Source organism: Mycolicibacterium parafortuitum (genome assembly GCF_002086815.1).
In the GTDB taxonomy this organism is placed as follows: Bacteria; Actinomycetota; Actinomycetes; order Mycobacteriales; family Mycobacteriaceae; genus Mycobacterium; species Mycobacterium parafortuitum.
Genome location: NZ_MVID01000039.1, coordinates 1 through 19,570 on the forward strand (window position 1 = coordinate 1; position 19,570 = coordinate 19,570).

The window sequence follows — 19,570 nt, forward strand, 5'->3', positions numbered from 1 at the left end:
CCCCCGCCCCGGGCACCCCGCCCGCGCCTGCCGACGAGCAGAAGCTGCCCCTCTCCGAGCAGATCAAGCAGGAGAAGATGCGGCGGCAGAGCAGCGATCAGATGATCCAGATCCTGGCGATGCAGTTGCAGGCGTCCCAGTGCGGTCAGGAAGACGTGCTCGCGGGCAACGACGACCCGAACCTGCCGCTGATCACCTGCTCCCAGGACGGCACCCAGGTCTACCTGCTGGACAAGTCGATCATCGCCGGCGAGGAGATCGCCAACGCGACGTCCGGGCTGAACCAGCAGGCCGGCGAGTGGGTCGTCGACCTGGAGTTCAAGAGCCAGGGCGCCAAGACCTGGGCGGACTTCACCGCTGCCAACGTCGGTGTGCAGACGGCCTTCGTGCTCGACTCGAAGGTGGTCAGCGCCCCCGTCATCAACGAACCGATCCCGGGCGGCAAGACGCAGATCACCGGGCGCTTCACCCAGGACTCCGCACGCGAGCTCGCCAACGTGCTCAAGTACGGATCGCTGCCGCTGTCGTTCGAGTCGTCGGAGGCCGAGACCGTGTCGGCGACGCTCGGGCTGTCGTCGCTGCGCGCGGGCCTGATCGCCGGCGCCGTCGGGCTGGCCGCTGTGCTGCTGTACGCGCTGCTGTACTACCGGGCCCTCGGTGTGCTGGTCGCGCTGTCGCTGGTCGCCTCAGGGGCGATGGTGTTCGCGATCCTGGTGCTGCTCGGGCGGTGGATCAACTACACGCTGGACCTGGCGGGTATCGCGGGTCTGATCATCGGTATCGGTATGACGGCGGACTCGTTCGTGGTGTTCTTCGAACGCATCAAGGACGAGATCCGTGAGGGCCGGTCGTTCCGGTCGGCGGTGCCCCGTGGTTGGGCCCGCGCCCGCAAGACCATCCTGTCGGGCAACGGCGTCACGTTCCTCGCCGCGGCCGTGCTGTACTTCCTCGCGGTCGGCCAGGTGAAGGGCTTCGCGTTCACTCTCGGACTGACCACGATCCTGGACGTCGTCGTCGTGTTCCTCGTGACCTGGCCGCTGGTGTTCATGGCGTCGAAGTCGTCGCTGTGGGCCAAGCCGTCGCTCAACGGGCTGGGGGCCGTCCAGCAGATCGCACGTGAACGCCGAGCGGCCGCGAACGCGGCGGGACGGGGATAGACCTATGGCGACACGTAACCGCGCCGACGTCGAATCGGGTGCCGTCGAGGCCCCCGACCTGGAATCGTCGGGCACCGAAGCGGCCAAGCACGGGTTCTTCGTCCGGCTCTACACCGGTACCGGCGCGTTCGAGGTCATCGGCAAGCGCAAGCTCTGGTACGCGGTCAGCGGCCTGATCGTGGCGGTGTCGATCGGCGCGATGCTGATCCGGGGCTTCACGTTCGGCATCGACTTCGAGGGCGGCACCAAGGTGTCGTTCCCGCGCAGCGATGTCTCCGCGACCACCCAGCAGGTCGAGACCGTGTTCAACGACACGATCGGCAACCCGCCCGAGTCGGTGGTGGTCGTCGGCAGCGGCGACTCCGCGACGTTCCAGATCCGCTCGGAGACCCTGGACAACGACCAGATCGTCGCGCTGCGTTCGGCGCTGTTCGAGCAGTTCCAGCCGAAGGGGCCGGACGGGCAGCCCAGCGAACAGGCGGTCAGCGATTCGGCGGTGTCGGAGACCTGGGGCGGCCAGATCACCCAGAAGGCGCTGATCGCGCTGGTGGTGTTCCTGGTGCTGGCGGCCATCTACATCACGGTGCGCTATGAGCGCTATATGGCGATCGCCGCGCTGGCGACGTTGCTGTTCGATCTCGTGGTGACCGCGGGCGTCTATGCACTGGTCGGTTTCGAGGTCACCCCGGCCACGGTGATCGGCCTGCTGACCATCCTCGGCTTCTCGCTCTACGACACCGTCATCGTGTTCGACAAGGTCGAGGAGAACACCGAAGGGTTCCAGCACACCACCCGCCGCACCTTCGCCGAACAGGCCAACCTCGCCGTCAATCAGACGTTCATGCGGTCGATCAACACCAGCTTGATCTCGGTGTTGCCGATCATCGCGCTGATGGTCGTCGCGGTGTGGCTGCTCGGCGTCGGCACCCTGATGGACCTCGCGCTGGTCCAGCTGGTCGGCGTCATCGTCGGCACCTATTCGTCGATCTACTTCGCCACCCCGTTGCTGGTCAGCCTGCGCGAGCGCACCGACCTGGTCCGCAAGCACACCCGGCGGGTGCTCAACCGGCGCCAGACCGCCGCGGCGCGGGCCGCGGGCCTCGACGTCTCGGACGAGGACGACGCGGGCGACGCGGGCACTGTCAACGCGGGCACTGTCAACGCGGGCACTGTCAACGCCGAGCCTGTCTCCGCGGCCGCCCGGCCGTCGACGCCGGCGCCGGACAAGCCCGCGCCGGGCGCACGCCCGATCCGGCCGACCAGCAGCCGGACCGGGCGACCATCGGGTAAGCGCACCCCGCGGAACCGGTAGGCGATGGCTCGCCGTTGGCGCACGCTGGCAGCGCTGCTCGCCCTCACGGGCGGCCTCGGGCTGACCTCGTGCGCAGAAGGAACCGCGGAATCGGTCGACTACGCCATCGACGGTGCGCTGAGCACCTACAACACCAACACCGTCGCGGGCGCCGCGTCGGGCGGTCCGCAGGCCTTTGCGCGGGTGCTCACCGGGTTCAACTACCACGGCCCGGACGGGCAGATCGTCGGCGACCTCGACTTCGGCACCATCTCGGTGGTCGGGCGGAGCCCGCTGATCCTGGACTACGAGATCAAGGCCGAGGCCGTCTACTCCGACGGCAAACCGATCACCTGTGACGACATGGTGCTCGCGTGGGCGTCGCAGTCGGGCAAGTTCCCGATGTTCGACGCCGCCAGTCGCGCCGGCTACACCGACATCGCGACCGTCGACTGCGCGCCGGGGCAGAAGAAGGCGCGCGTCTCCTTCGCGCCGGAGCGCGCGTTCACCGATTACGGTCAGCTGTTCACCGCGACCTCGATGATGCCGTCGCACGTCATCGGTGACGTCCTGGGCCTCGGTGACGGGGCGGTCACCCGGGCGCTGCTCGACAACGACGTCCCGGCCGTGGAGCGCATCGCCCAGGTCTGGAACTCGACCTGGAGCCTGACACCCGACCTGGACCTGAAGAAGTTCCCGTCGTCGGGTCCGTACAAGCTGGAGTCCGTCACCGACGAGGGCGCCGTGGTGCTGGTGACCAACGACAAGTGGTGGGGTGCGCCGCCGATCACGCCCCGGATCACCGTGTGGCCGCGCAGTCCGGAGACCCAGGACCGGGTCAACGAGGGCGCCTACGACGTCGTCGACATCGCGGCAGGGTCGTCAGGCACGTTGAACCTGCCCGACGACTACGTCCGCAGCGACGCGCCGTCGGCCGGTGTCGAACAGTTGATCTTCGCGCCCCAGGGCCCGCTGGCCGCGGTGCCCGCCCGCCGGGCGGTGGCGCTGTGCACGCCGCGCGACGTGATCGCGCGCAACGCCGAGGCGCCGGTGGCCAACGTCAGGCTCAACACCGCGACCGAGGACGCCTACACCGGCGCCGAGGCCACCCCGCAGGTCAACGAGTTCGCCGTCGCCAACCCGGAGGCGGCCCGCGACGCGCTGGACGGGCGGCCGCTGACGGTGCGGATCGGCTACCAGTCGCCCAATGCACGGCTCGCGGCGACCGTCGGCACCATCGCGAAGGCCTGCGCGCCGGCCGGAATCACCGTCGAAGACGTCGCGACCGCCGACACCGGACCGCTGTCGTTGCGGGAGAACAAGATCGACGTGCTGATCGCCGCGACCGGGGGAGCGGCGGGCAGCGGCTCGACCGGCTCGTCGCTGATGGACGCCTACACCCTGCACAGCGCCAACGGCAACAACCTGCCCCGCTACCGCAACGAGCGCATCGACGCGATCATCTCGACGCTGGCGGTGACCTCCGACCCCAAGGAGCTCGCGCGTCTGCTCGGCGAGGCCGGCCCGATCCTGTGGGGCGATATGCCGACGCTGCCGCTGTACCGTCAGCAACGGACACTGCTGACCTCGACCAAGATGTTCGCGGTGACGGGCAACCCGACGCGATGGGGAGCGGGATGGAACATGGACCGGTGGAAGTTGAGCAAGTGAGCATCGACGACAGCTCCGACATCGCCGAGGTGATCCGGGCCCTGATGCGCGAGGTCCCCGACTTCCCGGAGCCGGGTGTCCAGTTCAAGGATCTGACGCCGGTGCTGGCCGACGCGTACGGGCTGGCCCGGGTGAGCAAGGCGATCGCCGACAGCGCCCGCGGCGCCGACCTGATCGCCGGGGTGGACGCGCGCGGCTTCCTGCTCGGCGGTGCGGTCGCGATATCGCTCGGGATCGGGGTGCTCGCCGTGCGCAAGGGCGGCAAACTTCCCCCGCCGGTGCTGGGCCAGACCTACACCCTCGAGTACGGCTCGGCCACGCTCGAAGTCCCCGCCGACGGGGTCGACCTCGCGGGCCGCTCCGTCGTGGTGATCGACGACGTGCTGGCCACCGGAGGCACCCTGGCCGCGACGCACCAGCTGCTCACCAGGGCCGGCGCGAACGTGACCGGGGCCGTGGTGATGATGGAACTCACCGAGCTCGGCGGACGGGCGGCGGTGGAACCACTCGAGGTCACCAGCCTGTACACCGTCTGAGCGGGATATCCTTCGAAGAGCACAGACCGGAGGTGAACATGGCCGACAAGGTTCGCACGAACCCGGGGTCCGGCCAGGCTGTGCAGACACCCGGCCCGGCCGCGGTGGCCAGCCCGGAGACGCAGCCGATGGAGGTCGTCAAGCCTGCCCAGACCAGCGCGTCGCGGCGGGTGCGGGCCCGGCTGGCGCGCCGGATGACCTCGCAGCGCAGCGCGATCAACCCGGTGCTCGAACCGCTGGTCGCGGTGCACCGGGAGATCTACCCCAAGGCCGATCTGACCTTGCTGCAGAAGGCCTATGAGGTCGCCGAGCAGCGGCACGCCGATCAGCTGCGCAAATCCGGGGATCCGTACATCACCCACCCGCTGGCGGTGGCCAACATCCTCGCCGAGCTCGGCATGGACACCACCACGCTGATCGCGGCGCTGCTGCACGACACCGTCGAGGACACCGGCTACACGCTGGAGGCGCTGACCGCCGAGTTCGGCGTCGAGGTCGGTCACCTCGTGGACGGCGTGACCAAATTGGACAAGGTCGCGCTGGGCTCCGCCGCCGAGGGCGAGACCATCCGCAAGATGATCATCGCGATGGCGCGCGACCCGCGCGTGCTGGTGATCAAGGTCGCCGACCGGCTGCACAACATGCGCACGATGCGTTTCCTGCCGCCCGAGAAGCAGGCCCGCAAGGCCAAGGAGACGCTGGAAGTCATTGCGCCTCTTGCGCATCGGCTCGGCATGGCGACGGTCAAATGGGAGCTCGAGGATCTGTCGTTCGCGATTCTGCACCCGAAGAAGTACGAGGAGATCGTGCGGCTGGTCGCCGACCGGGCGCCGTCGCGCGACACCTATCTGGCCAAGGTGCGCGCCGAGATCACCGCAACGCTGAACGCGTCGAAGATCAACGCGACGGTCGAGGGCAGGCCGAAGCACTACTGGTCGATCTACCAGAAGATGATCGTCAAGGGCCGCGACTTCGACGACATCCACGACCTGGTCGGTGTCCGGATCCTGTGCGACGAGGTGCGCGACTGCTACGCCGCCGTCGGTGTGGTGCACTCGCTGTGGCAGCCGATCGCCGGGCGGTTCAAGGACTACATCGCCCAGCCGCGGTTCGGGGTGTACCAGTCGCTGCACACCACGGTCGTCGGTCCGGAGGGCAAACCGCTGGAAGTGCAGATCCGCACGATCGACATGCACAAGACCGCCGAGTACGGCATCGCCGCGCACTGGCGCTACAAGGAGGCCAAGGGCCGCAACGGGGTTCCGGGTGGCCACACTGCCACCGAGATCGACGACATGGCCTGGATGCGGCAGCTGCTGGACTGGCAGCGGGAAGCCGCAGACCCGGGGGAGTTCCTGGAGTCGCTGCGTTACGACCTTGCGGTGCAAGAGATCTTCGTGTTCACGCCGAAGGGCGACGTGATCACGCTGCCGACCGGGTCGACGCCGGTGGACTTCGCCTACGCGGTGCACACCGAGGTCGGGCACCGCTGCATCGGCGCCCGGGTCAACGGCCGGCTGGTCGCGCTGGAACGCAAACTCGAAAACGGGGAAGTGGTCGAGGTTTTCACCTCGAAAGCCCCGAACGCGGGCCCGTCGCGGGACTGGCAGAGCTTTGTGGTGTCGCCGCGGGCGAAGGCCAAGATCCGGCAGTGGTTCGCCAAGGAGCGGCGCGAGGAGGCGCTGGACTCCGGCAAGGAGGCCATCGCCCGTGAAGTGCGCCGCGGCGGACTTCCGTTGCAGCGTTTGATGAATGCCGAGACGATGGCGGCGCTGGCGCGCGAGCTGCGCTACACGGACGTCTCGGCGCTCTACACCGCGGTCGGTGAGGGCCACATTTCGGCGCGCCATGTCGTGCAGCGGCTGCTGGCGCAGCTCGGCGGTGACGACGAGGCGGCCGACGAGATCGCCGAACGGTCCACCCCGGCGACCATGCCGGTGCGGCAGCGCACCAGCGAGGACGTCGGTGTCGCGGTCCCCGGCGCGCCGGGCGTGCTGACCAAGCTCGCCAAGTGCTGCACACCGGTGCCCGGTGACAACATCATGGGCTTCGTCACCCGCGGCGGCGGGGTCAGCGTGCACCGCACCGACTGCACGAATGCCGCGTCGCTGCAACAACAGTCCGAACGGATCATCGAGGTGGAGTGGGCGCCGTCGCCGTCGTCGGTGTTCCTGGTCGCGATCCAGGTCGAGGCGCTCGACCGGCACCGGCTGCTGTCGGATGTCACGCGGGTGCTCGCCGACGAGAAGGTCAACATCCTGTCGGCGTCGGTGACGACGTCGAACGACCGGGTCGCGATCAGCCGGTTCACCTTCGAGATGGGCGACCCGAAGCACCTCGGCCACGTGCTCAACGTGGTGCGCAACGTGGAGGGTGTGTACGACGTCTACCGGGTCACCTCAGCGGCGTGAGCCACCCGGCATCAGGACGGTGCTGAGCAGACGCCTGGTGCGGCCCTCGGCACGCGGATGATCGAGCCGTGCGGCGATCACCGCGGCGAGTTCGTCGCGCAGCTCCCGTAGTTCGTCGTCGGACAGCCACAGCGCCGCCTGGGTGAAGGACACACCGTCAGCGGCCACATCGGCATCCGGTGTTGCCAGGTAGCGGTCGAAATCGGCCATCAACATCGCGACGAAGGCGGCGAACGCCCGCCGGTGGTCGTCGCGGCTCATGGTGCGCGCCTGCTCCGCGGTGACCACAGCGGCAGGCACGTGGAGCCGGAACGTCCGCTCGGTGGCACCTCGGATGCGTTTCTCACTGGTCACCGTCAGGACCCCGGCATCGGCCAGCGCGGCCACGTGCCGGTACAGCGAGGCGGCGGCGATGTCCGAGAGTTCGGCGCGTAGTTCGCTCGTGGTCAACTCGCTGCCGTCCGACATTGCCTGGACGATGCGCATCCGGACAGGGTGGAGCAGGAGGTCCAGTGCGTTCATCTCACTATTATCAACCTTGATACCATTCTCAACAATGAGAAAGGAGGAGTGTGATGGCAGAACTCCGAATAGAAGGTGACCAGTTGCGGCTGCACCTGACGCGGGCAGAGAAGATCGCCGGCCTGCACGGTGACATCCGGGTGCCGTTGTCAGCGGTGCGGTCCGTCGAGGTCGCCGACGACGCGTTGGCCGCGGTGACCGGTATGCGGGCGCCCGGTCTGCACTGGCCCGGCCGGACCAAGATCGGCACGTGGCGCCGCCGCGGCGGCAAGACCTTCGCCGTCGCACGGGCGGGCCGCCCGGCGGTGCAGATCGAACTGAGCGGCCAGGACTACGACCGCCTGGTGGTCAGCGTCGCCGACGCGCACGCCGACGCGGAGTCGCTTCGGCTCAGTCGAGCTGAATCTTCTTGACCGTCGTCGCGAGCGCCGGCGGGCCATCGGGGCCGCCGCCGTCGACACCGGCTTCGGCGATCTTGTCCAGCGTCGCCAGGCCGGTGTCGTCGATCTTGCCGAACACCGTGTACTGCGGGGGCAACTGCGAATCCCGGTAGACCAGGAAGAACTGGCTGCCATTGGTGCCCGGGCCGGCGTTGGCCATCGCGAGCGTGCCGCGCGGGTAGACCACGGGTGCGTTGAGCTTCGGGTCGTCGGGCTGGAACTGGTCTGTCGGGTACTCGTTGGCGAACTCGTAGCCCGGCCCGCCGGTGCCTTCGCCGGTCGGGTCACCGCACTGCAGCACGCCCAGCGATTCGCTGGTGGTCAGTCGGTGGCACGGGGTGTCGTTGAAGAAGCCTTGCTGGGCGAGGCTGGCGAAGCTGTTGACCGTGCAGGGGGACTTGCCGTTGTCCAGCAGCAGCCCGATGTTGCCCTGGTTGGTCTCCATGCTGGCGCTGACCTCGGCGGGATCCGTCGGAACCTTGCCGGTGCGCGGCGGGTTGTTCGGCTTGCTGGCCGCGTCTGCCGACTTCGGGTACTGGCAGTTGCCGCCGAGCCCTTCGGGTGCACTGAACTCGGGCAGCGCGGCAGCCTCGGCCGGCGGCGGCACGTCGAACGGCGACGACGTCTGCGTGGTGCTCGTCGACGCGGACGCGGTCTGGTCGCCCGAATCGCGGTTGACGAGGACGATCGTCGCGACGACCGCGGCGATCACGAGGACCGCGCCGACCGCGGAGCCGATGATCGTGTACTGGCGACGCTTGCGTTCCCGCTCGGCCCGATGCTCGAGCTGACGCTCCAGCTTGCGCTTGGCAGTTGCACGCCGTTGTTCGTTCGTCGGCACGGCCGGTGTCCTCCTTGGCAGTCGATCCGGTCGGGTCCGAGTGTGCCAGCTGCCGCTGTGTGCGAGCGCGCGACCCTCGTGAACAGGGCGCCGACCTGGGCATGGGAAGCTTGAGAGCGTGTTCATCACCGGATTCCCGGCCGGCATCCTGGCATGTAACTGCTATGTGCTGGCCCCGCGGCAGGGCGCCGACGCGATCGTCGTCGACCCGGGCCAGCGGTCGATGGGTTCGTTGACGCGGATCCTCGACGAGAACCGCCTGACGCCGGCAGCGGTGTTGTTGACACATGGCCACATCGACCACATGTGGTCGGCCCAGAAGGTGTCCGACACATTCGGCTGCCCGACCTACGTCCATCCGGCCGACCGGTTCATGCTCACCGATCCGATCGGCGGCATCGGGCAGGGCTTCCTGGCCGGGCTGGGCCGGCTCGCGCTGAGCCCGGTGTTCCGGGAACCCAGGCAGGTCCTCGAACTCGATCGCGACGGCGACAAGATCGAGCTCGGCGGTATCACCGTCGTCGTCGACCACACCCCCGGCCACACCCGGGGCTCGGTGGTGTTCCGGGTCGAGCAGGGCCCCGATCACGTCGCGTTCACCGGTGACACGCTGTTCCGGTCGTCGGTGGGCCGCACCGACCTGCCCGGGGGCAGTGGACGCGACCTGATGGAGTCGCTCGTGACCAAGCTGTTGGTGCTCGACGACGACACTCTGGTACTACCGGGGCACGGCGAGCGCTCCACCATCGGCATCGAACGCCATACCAATCCATTCCTCGAAGGTTTGACTCCGTGACTGACTCGTTCAAGGCGCCCAAGGGCGTTCCCGACTACTTCCCGCCCGATTCGGCCGAATTCGTCGCGGTGCGCAACGGATTGCTCGCGTCCGCGCGACGCGCCGGCTACGGCGACATCGAGTTACCGATCTTCGAGGACACCGCGTTGTTCGCGCGCGGGGTCGGCGAGTCCACGGATGTGGTCTCCAAGGAGATGTACACGTTCGCCGACCGAGGTGAGCGTTCGGTCACGCTGCGACCGGAAGGCACCGCCGGTGTCATGCGCGCGGTGATCGAGCACGGTCTGGACCGCGGCCAGCTGCCCGTCAAGCTGTGCTATTCGGGACCGTTCTTCCGTTACGAGCGGCCGCAGGCCGGGCGGTACCGGCAACTGCAGCAGGTCGGTGTGGAGGCCATCGGCGTCGATGACCCGGCGCTGGACGCCGAGGTGATCGCGGTCGCCGACGCCGGGTTCCGCGCGCTCGGGCTGGACGGGTTCCGGCTGGAGATCACCTCCCTCGGAGACGACACGTGCCGCCCGCAGTACCGCGAGCTATTGCAGGAATTCCTGTTCAAGCTGGACCTCGACGAAGAAACGCGGCGCCGCGCCGAGATCAACCCGCTTCGGGTGCTCGACGACAAGCGCCCGCACGTCAGGGAGATGACCGCCGACGCGCCGGTGATGCTCGACCATCTCTCCGACGCGGCCAAGGAACACTTCGACACGGTGCTGGCGCACCTGGACGCGATGTCGGTGCCGTATGTGATCAACCCACGGATGGTGCGCGGGCTGGACTACTACACCAAGACGACGTTCGAGTTCGTCCACGACGGGCTCGGCGCGCAGTCCGGCATCGGCGGCGGCGGCCGCTATGACGGCCTGATGGCCCAGCTCGGTGGGCGTGACCTGTCCGGGATCGGCTTCGGTTTGGGGGTGGACCGCACGCTGCTGGCGCTACGCGCCGAGGGGAAGACGGCGGGGGAGTCCGCGCGGGTGGACGTCTACGCGGTGCCGCTGGGCGCGGAGGCCAAGAAGCGACTGGCGGTGCTGGCCGCGCAGCTGCGGGCGGCGGGTGTGCGTGTCGACGTCGCGTACGGCGATCGGAGCCTCAAGGGTGCGATGAAGGGCGCCGACCGTTCGGGCGCGTCGATCGCGCTGGTGGCCGGCGACCGTGACCTGGAAGCGGGGACGGTCGGGGTGAAGAGCATGGCGACCGGAGAGCAGGTCGATGTCGCGACGGAAAGCGTTGTCGCAGAAGTGATCTCGCGACTGTCGTAGGCTCCCTGGCACCGCGAGCGCGCGCGTCTGCCCGGCGACACTCCGTGTCGGCCGTGCAAGACCGCGCGCTCGATAGCCGCGGGAGACGAGATTTGTTGTCAGAGAAGGGCATCTGACATTCCCTGTCATGTTCTGGTCCAAATGTGTACCGGGTAGGGGCAAGCCGTTCGGGCTGTACGGAGAGTGGCGAACTTCAGAGTTCGGACGAAAAGCGCACCACCACCATGTGTGCCGGTCCAAATATGGACCGACGCAAGGTGAATCGCGGCGAAACCGCGCCTGCTGCCCGAAATATCCTGGCGGAAGCCGACATCTGGCATCCGCTGTCACGTTTTCTATCGAAAACTGAATGTCGCCCAGCAAAACTGAGCAGACGCTCAGCACATTGCCAAAAGTTAACGATCATTCTGATGGCCTTTGTATTGTCAGGCATGTTAATTTAGCCAGCGCGAGCGCCGTCCCGCCCCGGGGCGGCGTGCGTCGCGTCAGATGCCCTGCTAATCAGGGGATCCGGTCAACCAAGTACGACTCGGCGTCTCCGCATTGTTTTGCTAGGACGTGAGGCGCGGGGCGTGGAGTCGACACCCTTGGGTGTGACTGAGCAAAGGAGCTGCATTGGCCGCTGCGAGTCCGCGGAAACCGCGCCGGGCGTCTGGCCGCCACCGCAAGTCCAGCCACCGTGCGCAGTGGCTGCGGGCTGGTGCTGTCGGGTTCGGTCTGGCGGCAGCGATCATCAGTGGGCAGGGCGTGGCGTCTGCGGACACCGACGACTCGTCGGCTTCGCGCGACAGCAGTGCTTCCGAGGCCAGTGGCAAGCGGAGCAGCATCGCCGGTCGCCCGAGTGCGGGACCGGACCAGGGCGAGTCGTCATCGCCCGCCGATGGTGCGGGAGACGACAGCGGCGACGAACCCGCGGGCGGCGACGATGACGACGCGGGCAGCGCGGACGCCGACCTCGACACAGTCCTCGACGAGGAACTCGTCGAGGAAGAGCAGGAACCGCAGACTCCGGTAGACGAGGACGATCTGCCGTCCGACACGTCCACCGACGACGGTGAGAGCTCGACCCCATACCAAAAGCCCGATGCGGCCGGGCGGTCCTCGGCGGCGACCGGCTCCGCTACGCCCGCGCCCGCCTCCGGGCCCGAGTCCGAGCAGACCGGCGACACGCCTTCATCGGAGACGCCGGCAGGCGACACCGACGACGAGTCCGACCCCACCGACTCTGAAACGCCGGACGATTCCGCAGAGTCACCCGCCGATTCCGACGATTCCGAGGACGGCGAGGAACTCCCCGAAGAGGTCAAGGCTGCAGTCCGCGAATGGGTCGACAAGATCCTGAGGTCGATCGGCCGCGCTCCTGTCGACGGCGAACCAGTTGCACCGGTCTCGCTGGACGAAGTGCTCCAGGGCCTGTGGCTGTCCAACCGCAACAATCAGACGAGTAGGTCGTTCTCGGAGTTCATGGAAGGGCTCGGCGAGCGCATGCTCGGCCAGGGCGCGGTGTCGGTCGGCTGGATTCCGGTTGTCGGCTCGGTCATGTACGGCGCCAATTTTCTCAGCAATCTCGGGGCGTTGAGCGCGGCCATCAAGCGCGGTGACAGCGCCGACATCGCCGACGAACTCCGGGATCTCGGACGGGATCTGATCGGGATGATCCCGATCATCGGTGCGCCGACCGCAGCACTGCTCTACGAAATGGAGATGTCTGCCGCCGAATTGGCGTCCGCCGGCACTGCCGGTGCTGCCGGCGCCGCTGCGTCCCAGCGCATGTCGGCGGTGGCGATGGCGGCGATGGCGGCGCCCCCGGTGGGATCGCCGGAGCACTTCCTGGCGGTCCTGCAACGGGCGGTCACCCGGTTGGCGACCTGGCCCGGCACGCCGAAGAACTTCGTGGACATCACGAACTACCAAACTGACCGGACTCTCGATGCCGCAGACGATCAGCTCGACGGCATTGTCGCGAACACACCGCCGGGAAGTGCGGCCAGCTGGGTTCCTGACGCGCAGAGCCTCTTCGGGCTCTTCTTGATCTCGGCCATCCCGGGCTATACCTTCTCGGACACTCTCAACGCGATGGGTGATTTCCTCAACCGCGTGGTTCCGCCGTTCAAAATCGCCGACGGTGCAGGCACACTCGACATCATCTCGCCCTACAAGATCATGGGTGCTGCCGTGGTCGGCGCGGCAACGCTGTTGAAAGACATGATGAATGGGATCTACGACCCGGTTCAGTGGGAGATCAACATCATCAAGGCGACCACTGGAGCTACCGTCACGGCAGCGGACCTGCAGGATTTCGATTCGCTTGCTCTCAAAGTCGTGGGAGGAATCCTGGGCGACGGCGGGGCCTTCACCCATCCTGAAAGGGCGTGGGATATCACGCTGCCCACGTGGACCGAGGCGCAGGTGAACCCGTACACGGTCACCACCTACGTCGCGCTCGTCGGCCTCTACAAGAGGTTCCAGGAGATGGCCACGCTCACTACGTTCACCACCTGGACGACGTACGACAGTTGGCACTACACCAACGCTTTGGGCATGTATGCGGCCGGAACGTTCCATGCTGTCGATCCCGACGGCGGCAGCATCGTGTTCCGCGCCGACGGAACGCTCGGCAGGACGTATACGACCGAGGGCAATGCGTTGGTGACCATCAACACCGTCGGAGGCGGTTTCACCTACACCCCACCGGCGCTGTGGGACCCCAAGGCTCAAGGCGCCGCGTTCCGTCACCGCAGCACTGCGGAGGACCCGGAAGAGAGATTCGACTGGGTCACCGTGCAGGCGTACTCCGCCGACGGCGTCCCCTACAACATCCGTGTGGGAATCGAGATCATCAACGGGACGAATGCCGCCCCGACCTACACCGGTGTCACGGGCCAGAACACCGACGCGTTGGGCGTGGTGAAGGGCAAGATCAACGGCAGCGATTCCGACGGTGACCCGTTGAGGTTCTACCTGGTCGACTCGTCGGTCAACGGCCTGACCGGCAACTCGGCCTACACCAAGAACGGCGCCGGCAACGGCGGCATCGTCACCCTCAACGAGCTGACCGGTGAATTCACCTACGTGTCGAGTGCGACGGCCGGCGCGAACCAGAGCTTCCAGGTGCGGATCAACGACCGCCACCACGGCAACACGATCGTCACCATCACCGTGCCGAACACCACCAGCATCAACCCAGGGAACGTCACCACTCCCACGCAGGGCGTCGTGACCGGCACGCCACCGGCCTCGACCAACAAGCCCGGAACCTTCGTCAGCTACACCCTCGGCGGGACTCCGGCGAAGGGCACGGTCACGTCGTTCAACCCGGCCACGGGCGCCTTCACGTACGTCCGCAACGCGGGCCTGGGGCACAGCACCACGGCCAACGACATCGTGACGATCATCGGCACCGACGCCGACGGCCGTCAGGTCACGCTGCATCTGAACGTCCAGCCGTCGGTGCCCAACACCGCTCCGACCCTGACGCTGACGACGCCGCCGACAGTAGGCACGCTGAACGGCACCACGCAGACCAGCACGGGCAAGTTCACGTACTTCGATGCCGATGGCGATGCGCCGATCTGGCCGACCAGCGTGACCAGCTCGCGCGGCGGCACCGTGACCATCGCCGCGGACGGAACGTTCACCTACACGAGCAACCTCACCGTGGCGCAGCGCCACGCGGTCGCCCGGATCGGGGCCGCGGGCAGCACCTTCGACGGTGTCGCCCTCAACGCCTGGGAGGACGCGTTCACCGCGACCGTCTCCGACGGCTTCGGTGGTACCGCTCAGGTGACGGTGAAGGTGCCGATCTATGCGATCAACGCCAACCCCACTCTGAGCGTGCCCGGCCTGTCGTGTGGCTTCGGCATCTGCACCGTGACGATCACGACGACAGACCCGGACGGCGACAGTCTCAGCGGCGGCCTGCCCACCTCGAACCCGGGTAACGGCAACGCCTGGCAGACACTGGCCCCGAGGGGTTCGATCACTGCCAACTCGGGCAATGGGCACACGATGAGCTGGACCGGCAACAGCAACGGCGCAGGCACCCAGCAGACCGGTATCAACAGGTACACCGTCTACGACGGCTACTACCGGGTCACCAACGGCGTGGTCGATTCCAGCTACTTCTCCCGTGCGTGGGTCGAGTGGAACGGCACCAGCAGGAGCTTCGGGAACTAGCAGCCTGAGGAGCTTCGCGCACACGCTCATCGTGGCGCGGTGCAATGGGCGGGCGGCCGTTTCAGCGCAGCGGTCGGATTTCCCAAACGCGTCGGCGTAACCGGCTGGTCGTCGAAGTCGGTTGCATAGCAAGGGCTTCACTGCGATTCGCTAGTCCGTCGCTTGGTGCCGAACCTCGTCGTGGTTGGGGTTGGCGGATCTGATTCGAGGCCGCGCCGAGGGGTTGCCGAAATCCTCGATCGCCATCGGCTGGCGTGCCGAACAGGCGTGTCTACTCGATCGCATCCGAAGGCCGGCGGTGGAGGAATGCCTTGTGCATGCTTTGCGCGCCCACCGTCAATGACAGCGATGAAGGCCGTGGCGCCTCTGTTTCCTTCGGGTTATTTGCCGAGATCCCCAGGTTCGGTATCGGAGCCCCGCGCGGATGATCGTCGAGACTGTGCCTGCACTCGATGACGGAAACTGAATCCCTCGGTGGGCGTTCGGCGCCTCGCGCCGAGCCATTGAATGCGATGTACTGCGCCGGTTTGGCAGAGTGGGCGCGCCCGGCGGCAATGAACGCAATCGCCGCAGGTAGATCTGGTAAGCGTGCTGATTACGGCGACTTGGCCGGAATGCGTCCACACGCCAGATTGTCGAGTATGTTAATTTTGTCACGTCTGGGGCGCATCGAGAGGTGCGTCACCATACGTCACTAGACCGAGAGGGAATGGGCATAGCCGGTTATCAAAGGGGTCCCGTCAGCGCTTAGGTTGATTTGCTGAAGCTGCAGCGTAACGCGGACACCCGCGACCCGGCTGTGGCGGAGCAAAGGAGCTGGGGTGGCCGCTGCAAGTCCACGGAAACCGCGTCGCACGTCGGGACGTCACCGGAAGCCCAGCGGTCATGCGCACTGGTTGAGGGTCGGTGCCGTCGGTGTGGGCCTGGCTGCGGCGATCATTAGCGGCCAGGGTGTGGCGTCCGCAGGTACCGATGACGGGTCGGCTTCCGGCGACAGCAGTGCTACTCCGCCGGGCAAACGTAACGCCGCCGCCGACCGCCCCGTCGCGAGAAGCGGACAGAGCGACTCACCCTCGTCATCCTCCGAGGACGGCGAGACCGACACCGAAACCGACACCGGCGCCGACCCTATCGGCACGGACACCGATGTGGAGGACTCCGACCCGGATTCTGAGCTCGAACCCGCCGAGGAGATCGACGCCGAGGAGATCGACGCCGAGGAGATGGACGAGGAAACCGCGTCCGAGGCGGACGCCGCCGGGTCGGAAGCCACGCGGGCTCCCCGCAAACCCAGCGCCGCGGAGCGCCCCACGCTGTCGACCGGCAGGGGAGCGCCGGCGCAGGATGGCGGGACCACCGCGACGGAGACCGACCCGCCGGCCCCCGCTCCAGTCGGCAGCAGCGCTGATTCGGGTTCCGCACCGGCTCCGAATGCGCCGGGCGGATCGACAGGTAACCCAGCCACCGCGGCGCCGGACCCCGTACCCGCCACGCCGGCAACGGAGGACGAGGCCGAAGCGTCGTTCATCATCAACATCGTCAAGGAGTTGGTGAAGGCGTTCGGAGGAGCCACGACACCCGGTGGCGACTCCGCCCCGCCCCTGTCGATCGAGCAGGTGCTGCAGGGGATCTGGCTCGGCCGCAAGGATCAGCAGACGGCCAACCCCACCAGCGAGTTGATCGAACTCGCCAACGAGAAGACGCTCGCCGAACTCAGCACGTCGATCGGATGGATCCCGTTCGTGGGAACCGGAATCTACGTCGTCAGCCTCCTCGGGAACCTCGGTGCGCTGGGTTCTGCGATTCTGCGCGGCGACAGCGCCGATGTGGCCGACGAACTGCGCGATATCGGCCGCGACCTCATCGGCCTGGTACCGGTCGTCGGCGCGCCCACCGCGGGCAAGCTCTACGGGGGCGGTGATTCGGCCACGGTCGGCGCATCGGCGCAGGCGGCGACGTTGGCGGCAGCAACGCCCCCGCCCCCGGTGGGAACGCAGGCGCACTTCCTGTGGGTGCTGCAACGGGCAGTGAACCGGTTGGCGGGTTGGCCAGGTGTACCCAAGAACTTCGTCGACATCACGAATCGCGTGACCGACCAGACCCTGGACAACTCCAACAATCAGCTCGACGTGCTGATCGCCAACGCCTTTGCGGGCAGCCCGGCGGTCTGGCTGCCCGATCTCGGCAGAGTGCTGGGCCTGTTCGTGCTGTCGGCACTTCCCAACTACTCGTACACCGACAGCCTGAACGCGTGGGGCAGCTTCCTGAACAAGATCATGCCGCCCTTCAAGATCGCCGACGGGGCAGGCACCCTAGACGTCATCTCGAACTACAAGATCATGGGCGCTGCCGTGGTCGGCGCGGCGACGCTTCTCCGCGACATGCTGAACGGGATCTACGACCCGGTCCAGTGGGAGATCAACATCATCAAGGCGACCACCGGGGCGACCGTCACGGCATCGGACCTCAACAATTTCACCGCGCTTCAGAACAAGATCGTGGCCGCTCAGGCCGGGGCGATCCTGGTCGGCGGTGACGGTGGTGCGTTCGACGATCCGACCCGGGCCTGGAATGTCACGCTTCCCACCTGGACCGCAGCGCAGGTCAACCCGTACACGATCACCACCTATGTGGCGCTGGTGGCGCTGTACAAGCGGTTCCAGGAGATGGCCACACTGACGACGTTCACCACGTGGACGACGTACGACAGTTGGCATTACACAAACGGTTTGGGCATGTACGCGGCCGGAACGTTCCATGCTGTCGATCCCGATGGCGGCTCCATCGAGTTCCGTGCCGACGGCACCCTCGGCAGGACGTACACCACTGAGGGCAATGCGTTGGTGACCATCAATACTGTCCAAGGCGGTTTCACCTACACGCCACCGGCGTTGTGGGACCCCAAGGCTCAAGGCGCCGCGTTCCGCCACCGCAGCACCGCGGAGGACCCGGAAGAGAGGTTCGACTGGGTCACCGTGCAGGCGTACTCCGCCGACGGCGTCCCCTACAACATCCGGGTGGGAATCGAGATCATCAACGGGACGAATGCCGCCCCGGTCTACACCGGTGTCACGGGCCAGAACACCGACGCGTTGGGCGTGGTGAAGGGGAAGATCAACGGCAGCGATTCCGACGGTGACCCGTTGAGGTTCTATCTGGTCGACTCGTCGGTCAACGGCCTGACCGGCAACTCGGCCTACACCAAGAACGGCTCCGGGAACGGCGGCATCGTCACAGTCAACGAGACGACCGGCGATTTCACTTACGTGTCGAGTGCGACGGCCGGCGCGAATCAGAGCTTCCAGGTGCGGATCAATGACAAGCACTACGGCAACACGATCGTGACGATCACGGTGCCCAACACCACCTCCATCACCCCGGGCAATGTCAACACCTCGACGCCCTACGTGGTCACCGGGACGCCGCCGGCGTCGACCAACAAGCCGGGGGCGTTCACCAGCTACACCCTCGTCGGCGGCACGACGAAGGGCACCGTCACCTCGTTCAACCCGGCCACCGGCGCGTTCACCTACACCTCGAGTGTCGGCCGTGTGTTGAACAACGACGACGTGATCACCATGATCGCCACCGACGCCGACGGCCGGTCGGTGACTCTCCGCCTGAACGTGAAGCCGTCGACGGTCACCACCAACCCGACGCTGACGCTGACGACGCCGCCGACGGTGGGCACGCTCAACGGCACCACGCAAACCAGCACCGGCAAGCTGACGTACTACGACGCGGACGGCGACGCGCCGGTCTGGCCGGCGAGTGTGACCAGCGCGAAGGGTGGAACAGTCACCATTGCGGCCGACGGCACGTTCACCTACACGAGCAACTTCACAGTGGCACAGCGCCACGCGGTCGCCCGGATCGGGGCCACGAGCACAGTCCCCGCCACCGGAGTCGCTCTCCCCACGTACAACGGTGTCGCGCTCAACGCCTGGGATGACGCATTCACGATGACTGTCTCCGACGGGTTCGGAGGCACCGCTCAGCTCACGGTCAAGGTCCCGATCTACGCGATCAACGCCAATCCCCAGCTCGGCCTCGGCAGCCTGGTGTGTGCGTTCACCTCCTGCACCATCACCATCACGACGACCGACCCGGACGGCGACAACCTGAGCGGTTCCTTGAGTACGTCGAACAACGGCACCGGTGCCCCGTGGTACACCCTGGAGAGGGGTAGCGTCACCGTCAACGCGGGCAACCAGCACACGATGAGCTGGGGCGGCAACAACAACGGCGCCGGCACCCAGCAAACCGGTAACCAGAGATACACGGTCTACGACGGCTACTACCGGGTCACCAACGGCGTCGTCGACTCCAGCTACTTCTCGCGCGCGTGGGTGAACTGGAGTAACACCACCAGGACCACCGGGAACTAGGGTGATTGCCGAATCCCGCTGCGAGCGTGCGCGTTCGCCGAGAAAGCAATGGCGTGTCGCCCGCAGACACGCACGCTCGCGG

General features: G+C 67.1%; 12 protein-coding genes. 10 read left to right on the forward strand and 2 right to left on the reverse strand.

From position 1 onward, the window contains the following. The 5 genes from secD to BST38_RS27190 all read left to right on the forward strand — a co-directional run. The coding region (gene secD / locus BST38_RS27170) for a protein translocase subunit SecD (protein WP_083146639.1) at positions 1 to 1,157 on the forward strand (1,157 nt) is incomplete at its 5' end. 4 nt (positions 1,158 to 1,161) lie between these two features. Next, complete coding sequence (gene secF / locus BST38_RS27175; RefSeq protein ID WP_083146640.1) at positions 1,162 to 2,469, forward strand: protein translocase subunit SecF; 1,308 nt, start codon at positions 1,162 to 1,164, stop codon at positions 2,467 to 2,469. 3 nt (positions 2,470 to 2,472) lie between these two features. Next, positions 2,473 to 4,119: an ABC transporter substrate-binding protein gene (locus tag BST38_RS27180; protein ID WP_083146641.1), complete on the forward strand. Its 1,647-nt coding sequence runs from the start codon at positions 2,473 to 2,475 to the stop codon at positions 4,117 to 4,119. Then, positions 4,086 to 4,655, forward strand: coding sequence for an adenine phosphoribosyltransferase (locus BST38_RS27185; protein ID WP_420872537.1), 570 nt, complete (start codon positions 4,086 to 4,088; stop codon positions 4,653 to 4,655). The genes BST38_RS27180 and BST38_RS27185 overlap by 34 nt, the downstream gene beginning before the upstream one ends. A gap of 38 nt (positions 4,656 to 4,693) precedes the next feature. After that, positions 4,694 to 7,066: a RelA/SpoT family protein gene (locus BST38_RS27190; RefSeq protein ID WP_083146672.1), complete on the forward strand. Its 2,373-nt coding sequence runs from the start codon at positions 4,694 to 4,696 to the stop codon at positions 7,064 to 7,066. On the opposite strand, the gene BST38_RS27195 is transcribed toward BST38_RS27190, so the two are convergent. After that, positions 7,055 to 7,588, reverse strand: coding sequence for a helix-turn-helix domain-containing protein (locus tag BST38_RS27195; RefSeq protein WP_083146643.1), 534 nt, complete (start codon positions 7,586 to 7,588; stop codon positions 7,055 to 7,057). The genes BST38_RS27190 and BST38_RS27195 overlap by 12 nt on opposite strands. A 53-nt stretch (positions 7,589 to 7,641) precedes the next feature. On the opposite strand from BST38_RS27195, the gene BST38_RS27200 reads away from it, so the two are divergent. After that, the gene (locus BST38_RS27200; RefSeq protein WP_083146644.1) at positions 7,642 to 8,001 is read left to right on the forward strand and encodes a hypothetical protein; all 360 of its coding nucleotides are present in this window, start codon (positions 7,642 to 7,644) and stop codon (positions 7,999 to 8,001) included. On the opposite strand, the gene BST38_RS27205 is transcribed toward BST38_RS27200, so the two are convergent. After that, entirely contained in the window at positions 7,979 to 8,869 is an 891-nt protein-coding gene (locus tag BST38_RS27205) for a peptidylprolyl isomerase (protein WP_083146645.1), read from the reverse strand. The genes BST38_RS27200 and BST38_RS27205 overlap by 23 nt on opposite strands. Before the next feature lie 118 nt (positions 8,870 to 8,987). Between BST38_RS27205 and BST38_RS27210 the strand changes: the two genes are divergently transcribed. The 4 genes from BST38_RS27210 to BST38_RS27225 all read left to right on the forward strand — a co-directional run bounded on the left by BST38_RS27210 (position 8,988) and on the right by BST38_RS27225 (position 19,488). Next, positions 8,988 to 9,665 carry an MBL fold metallo-hydrolase gene (locus tag BST38_RS27210; protein WP_083146646.1) on the forward strand — a complete coding sequence of 226 codons (678 nt, stop codon included), beginning with the start codon at positions 8,988 to 8,990 and terminating at the stop codon, positions 9,663 to 9,665. Then, positions 9,662 to 10,924, forward strand: a complete 1,263-nt coding sequence (hisS, locus tag BST38_RS27215; protein WP_083146647.1) for a histidine--tRNA ligase — start codon at positions 9,662 to 9,664, stop codon at positions 10,922 to 10,924. Before BST38_RS27210 ends, hisS begins: the two co-directional genes overlap by 4 nt. 615 nt (positions 10,925 to 11,539) lie before the next feature. Further along, on the forward strand, positions 11,540 to 15,100 hold the full coding sequence (locus BST38_RS27220) for a hypothetical protein (RefSeq protein ID WP_083146648.1): 3,561 nt from the start codon (positions 11,540 to 11,542) through the stop codon (positions 15,098 to 15,100). Positions 15,101 to 16,053: 953 nt separating this feature from the next. After that, a complete protein-coding gene (locus tag BST38_RS27225) occupies positions 16,054 to 19,488 on the forward strand; it encodes an Ig-like domain-containing protein (RefSeq protein ID WP_237160938.1) in 3,435 nt (1,144 codons plus the stop codon). Positions 19,489 to 19,570 lie beyond the last annotated feature (82 nt).

Bases quoted from the DNA above. Each gene is read 5' to 3' on its own strand.
- BST38_RS27195 (WP_083146643.1), bottom strand. From the start codon at position 7,588: ATGAACGCACTGGACCTCCTGCTCCACCCTGTCCGGATGCGCATCGTC.
- secF (WP_083146640.1), top strand. From the start codon at position 1,162: ATGGCGACACGTAACCGCGCCGACGTCGAATCGGGTGCCGTCGAGGCC.
- BST38_RS27190 (WP_083146672.1), top strand. From the start codon at position 4,694: ATGGCCGACAAGGTTCGCACGAACCCGGGGTCCGGCCAGGCTGTGCAG.
- BST38_RS27180 (WP_083146641.1), top strand. From the start codon at position 2,473: ATGGCTCGCCGTTGGCGCACGCTGGCAGCGCTGCTCGCCCTCACGGGC.
- BST38_RS27200 (WP_083146644.1), top strand. From the start codon at position 7,642: ATGGCAGAACTCCGAATAGAAGGTGACCAGTTGCGGCTGCACCTGACG.
- BST38_RS27185 (WP_420872537.1), top strand. From the start codon at position 4,086: ATGGAACATGGACCGGTGGAAGTTGAGCAAGTGAGCATCGACGACAGC.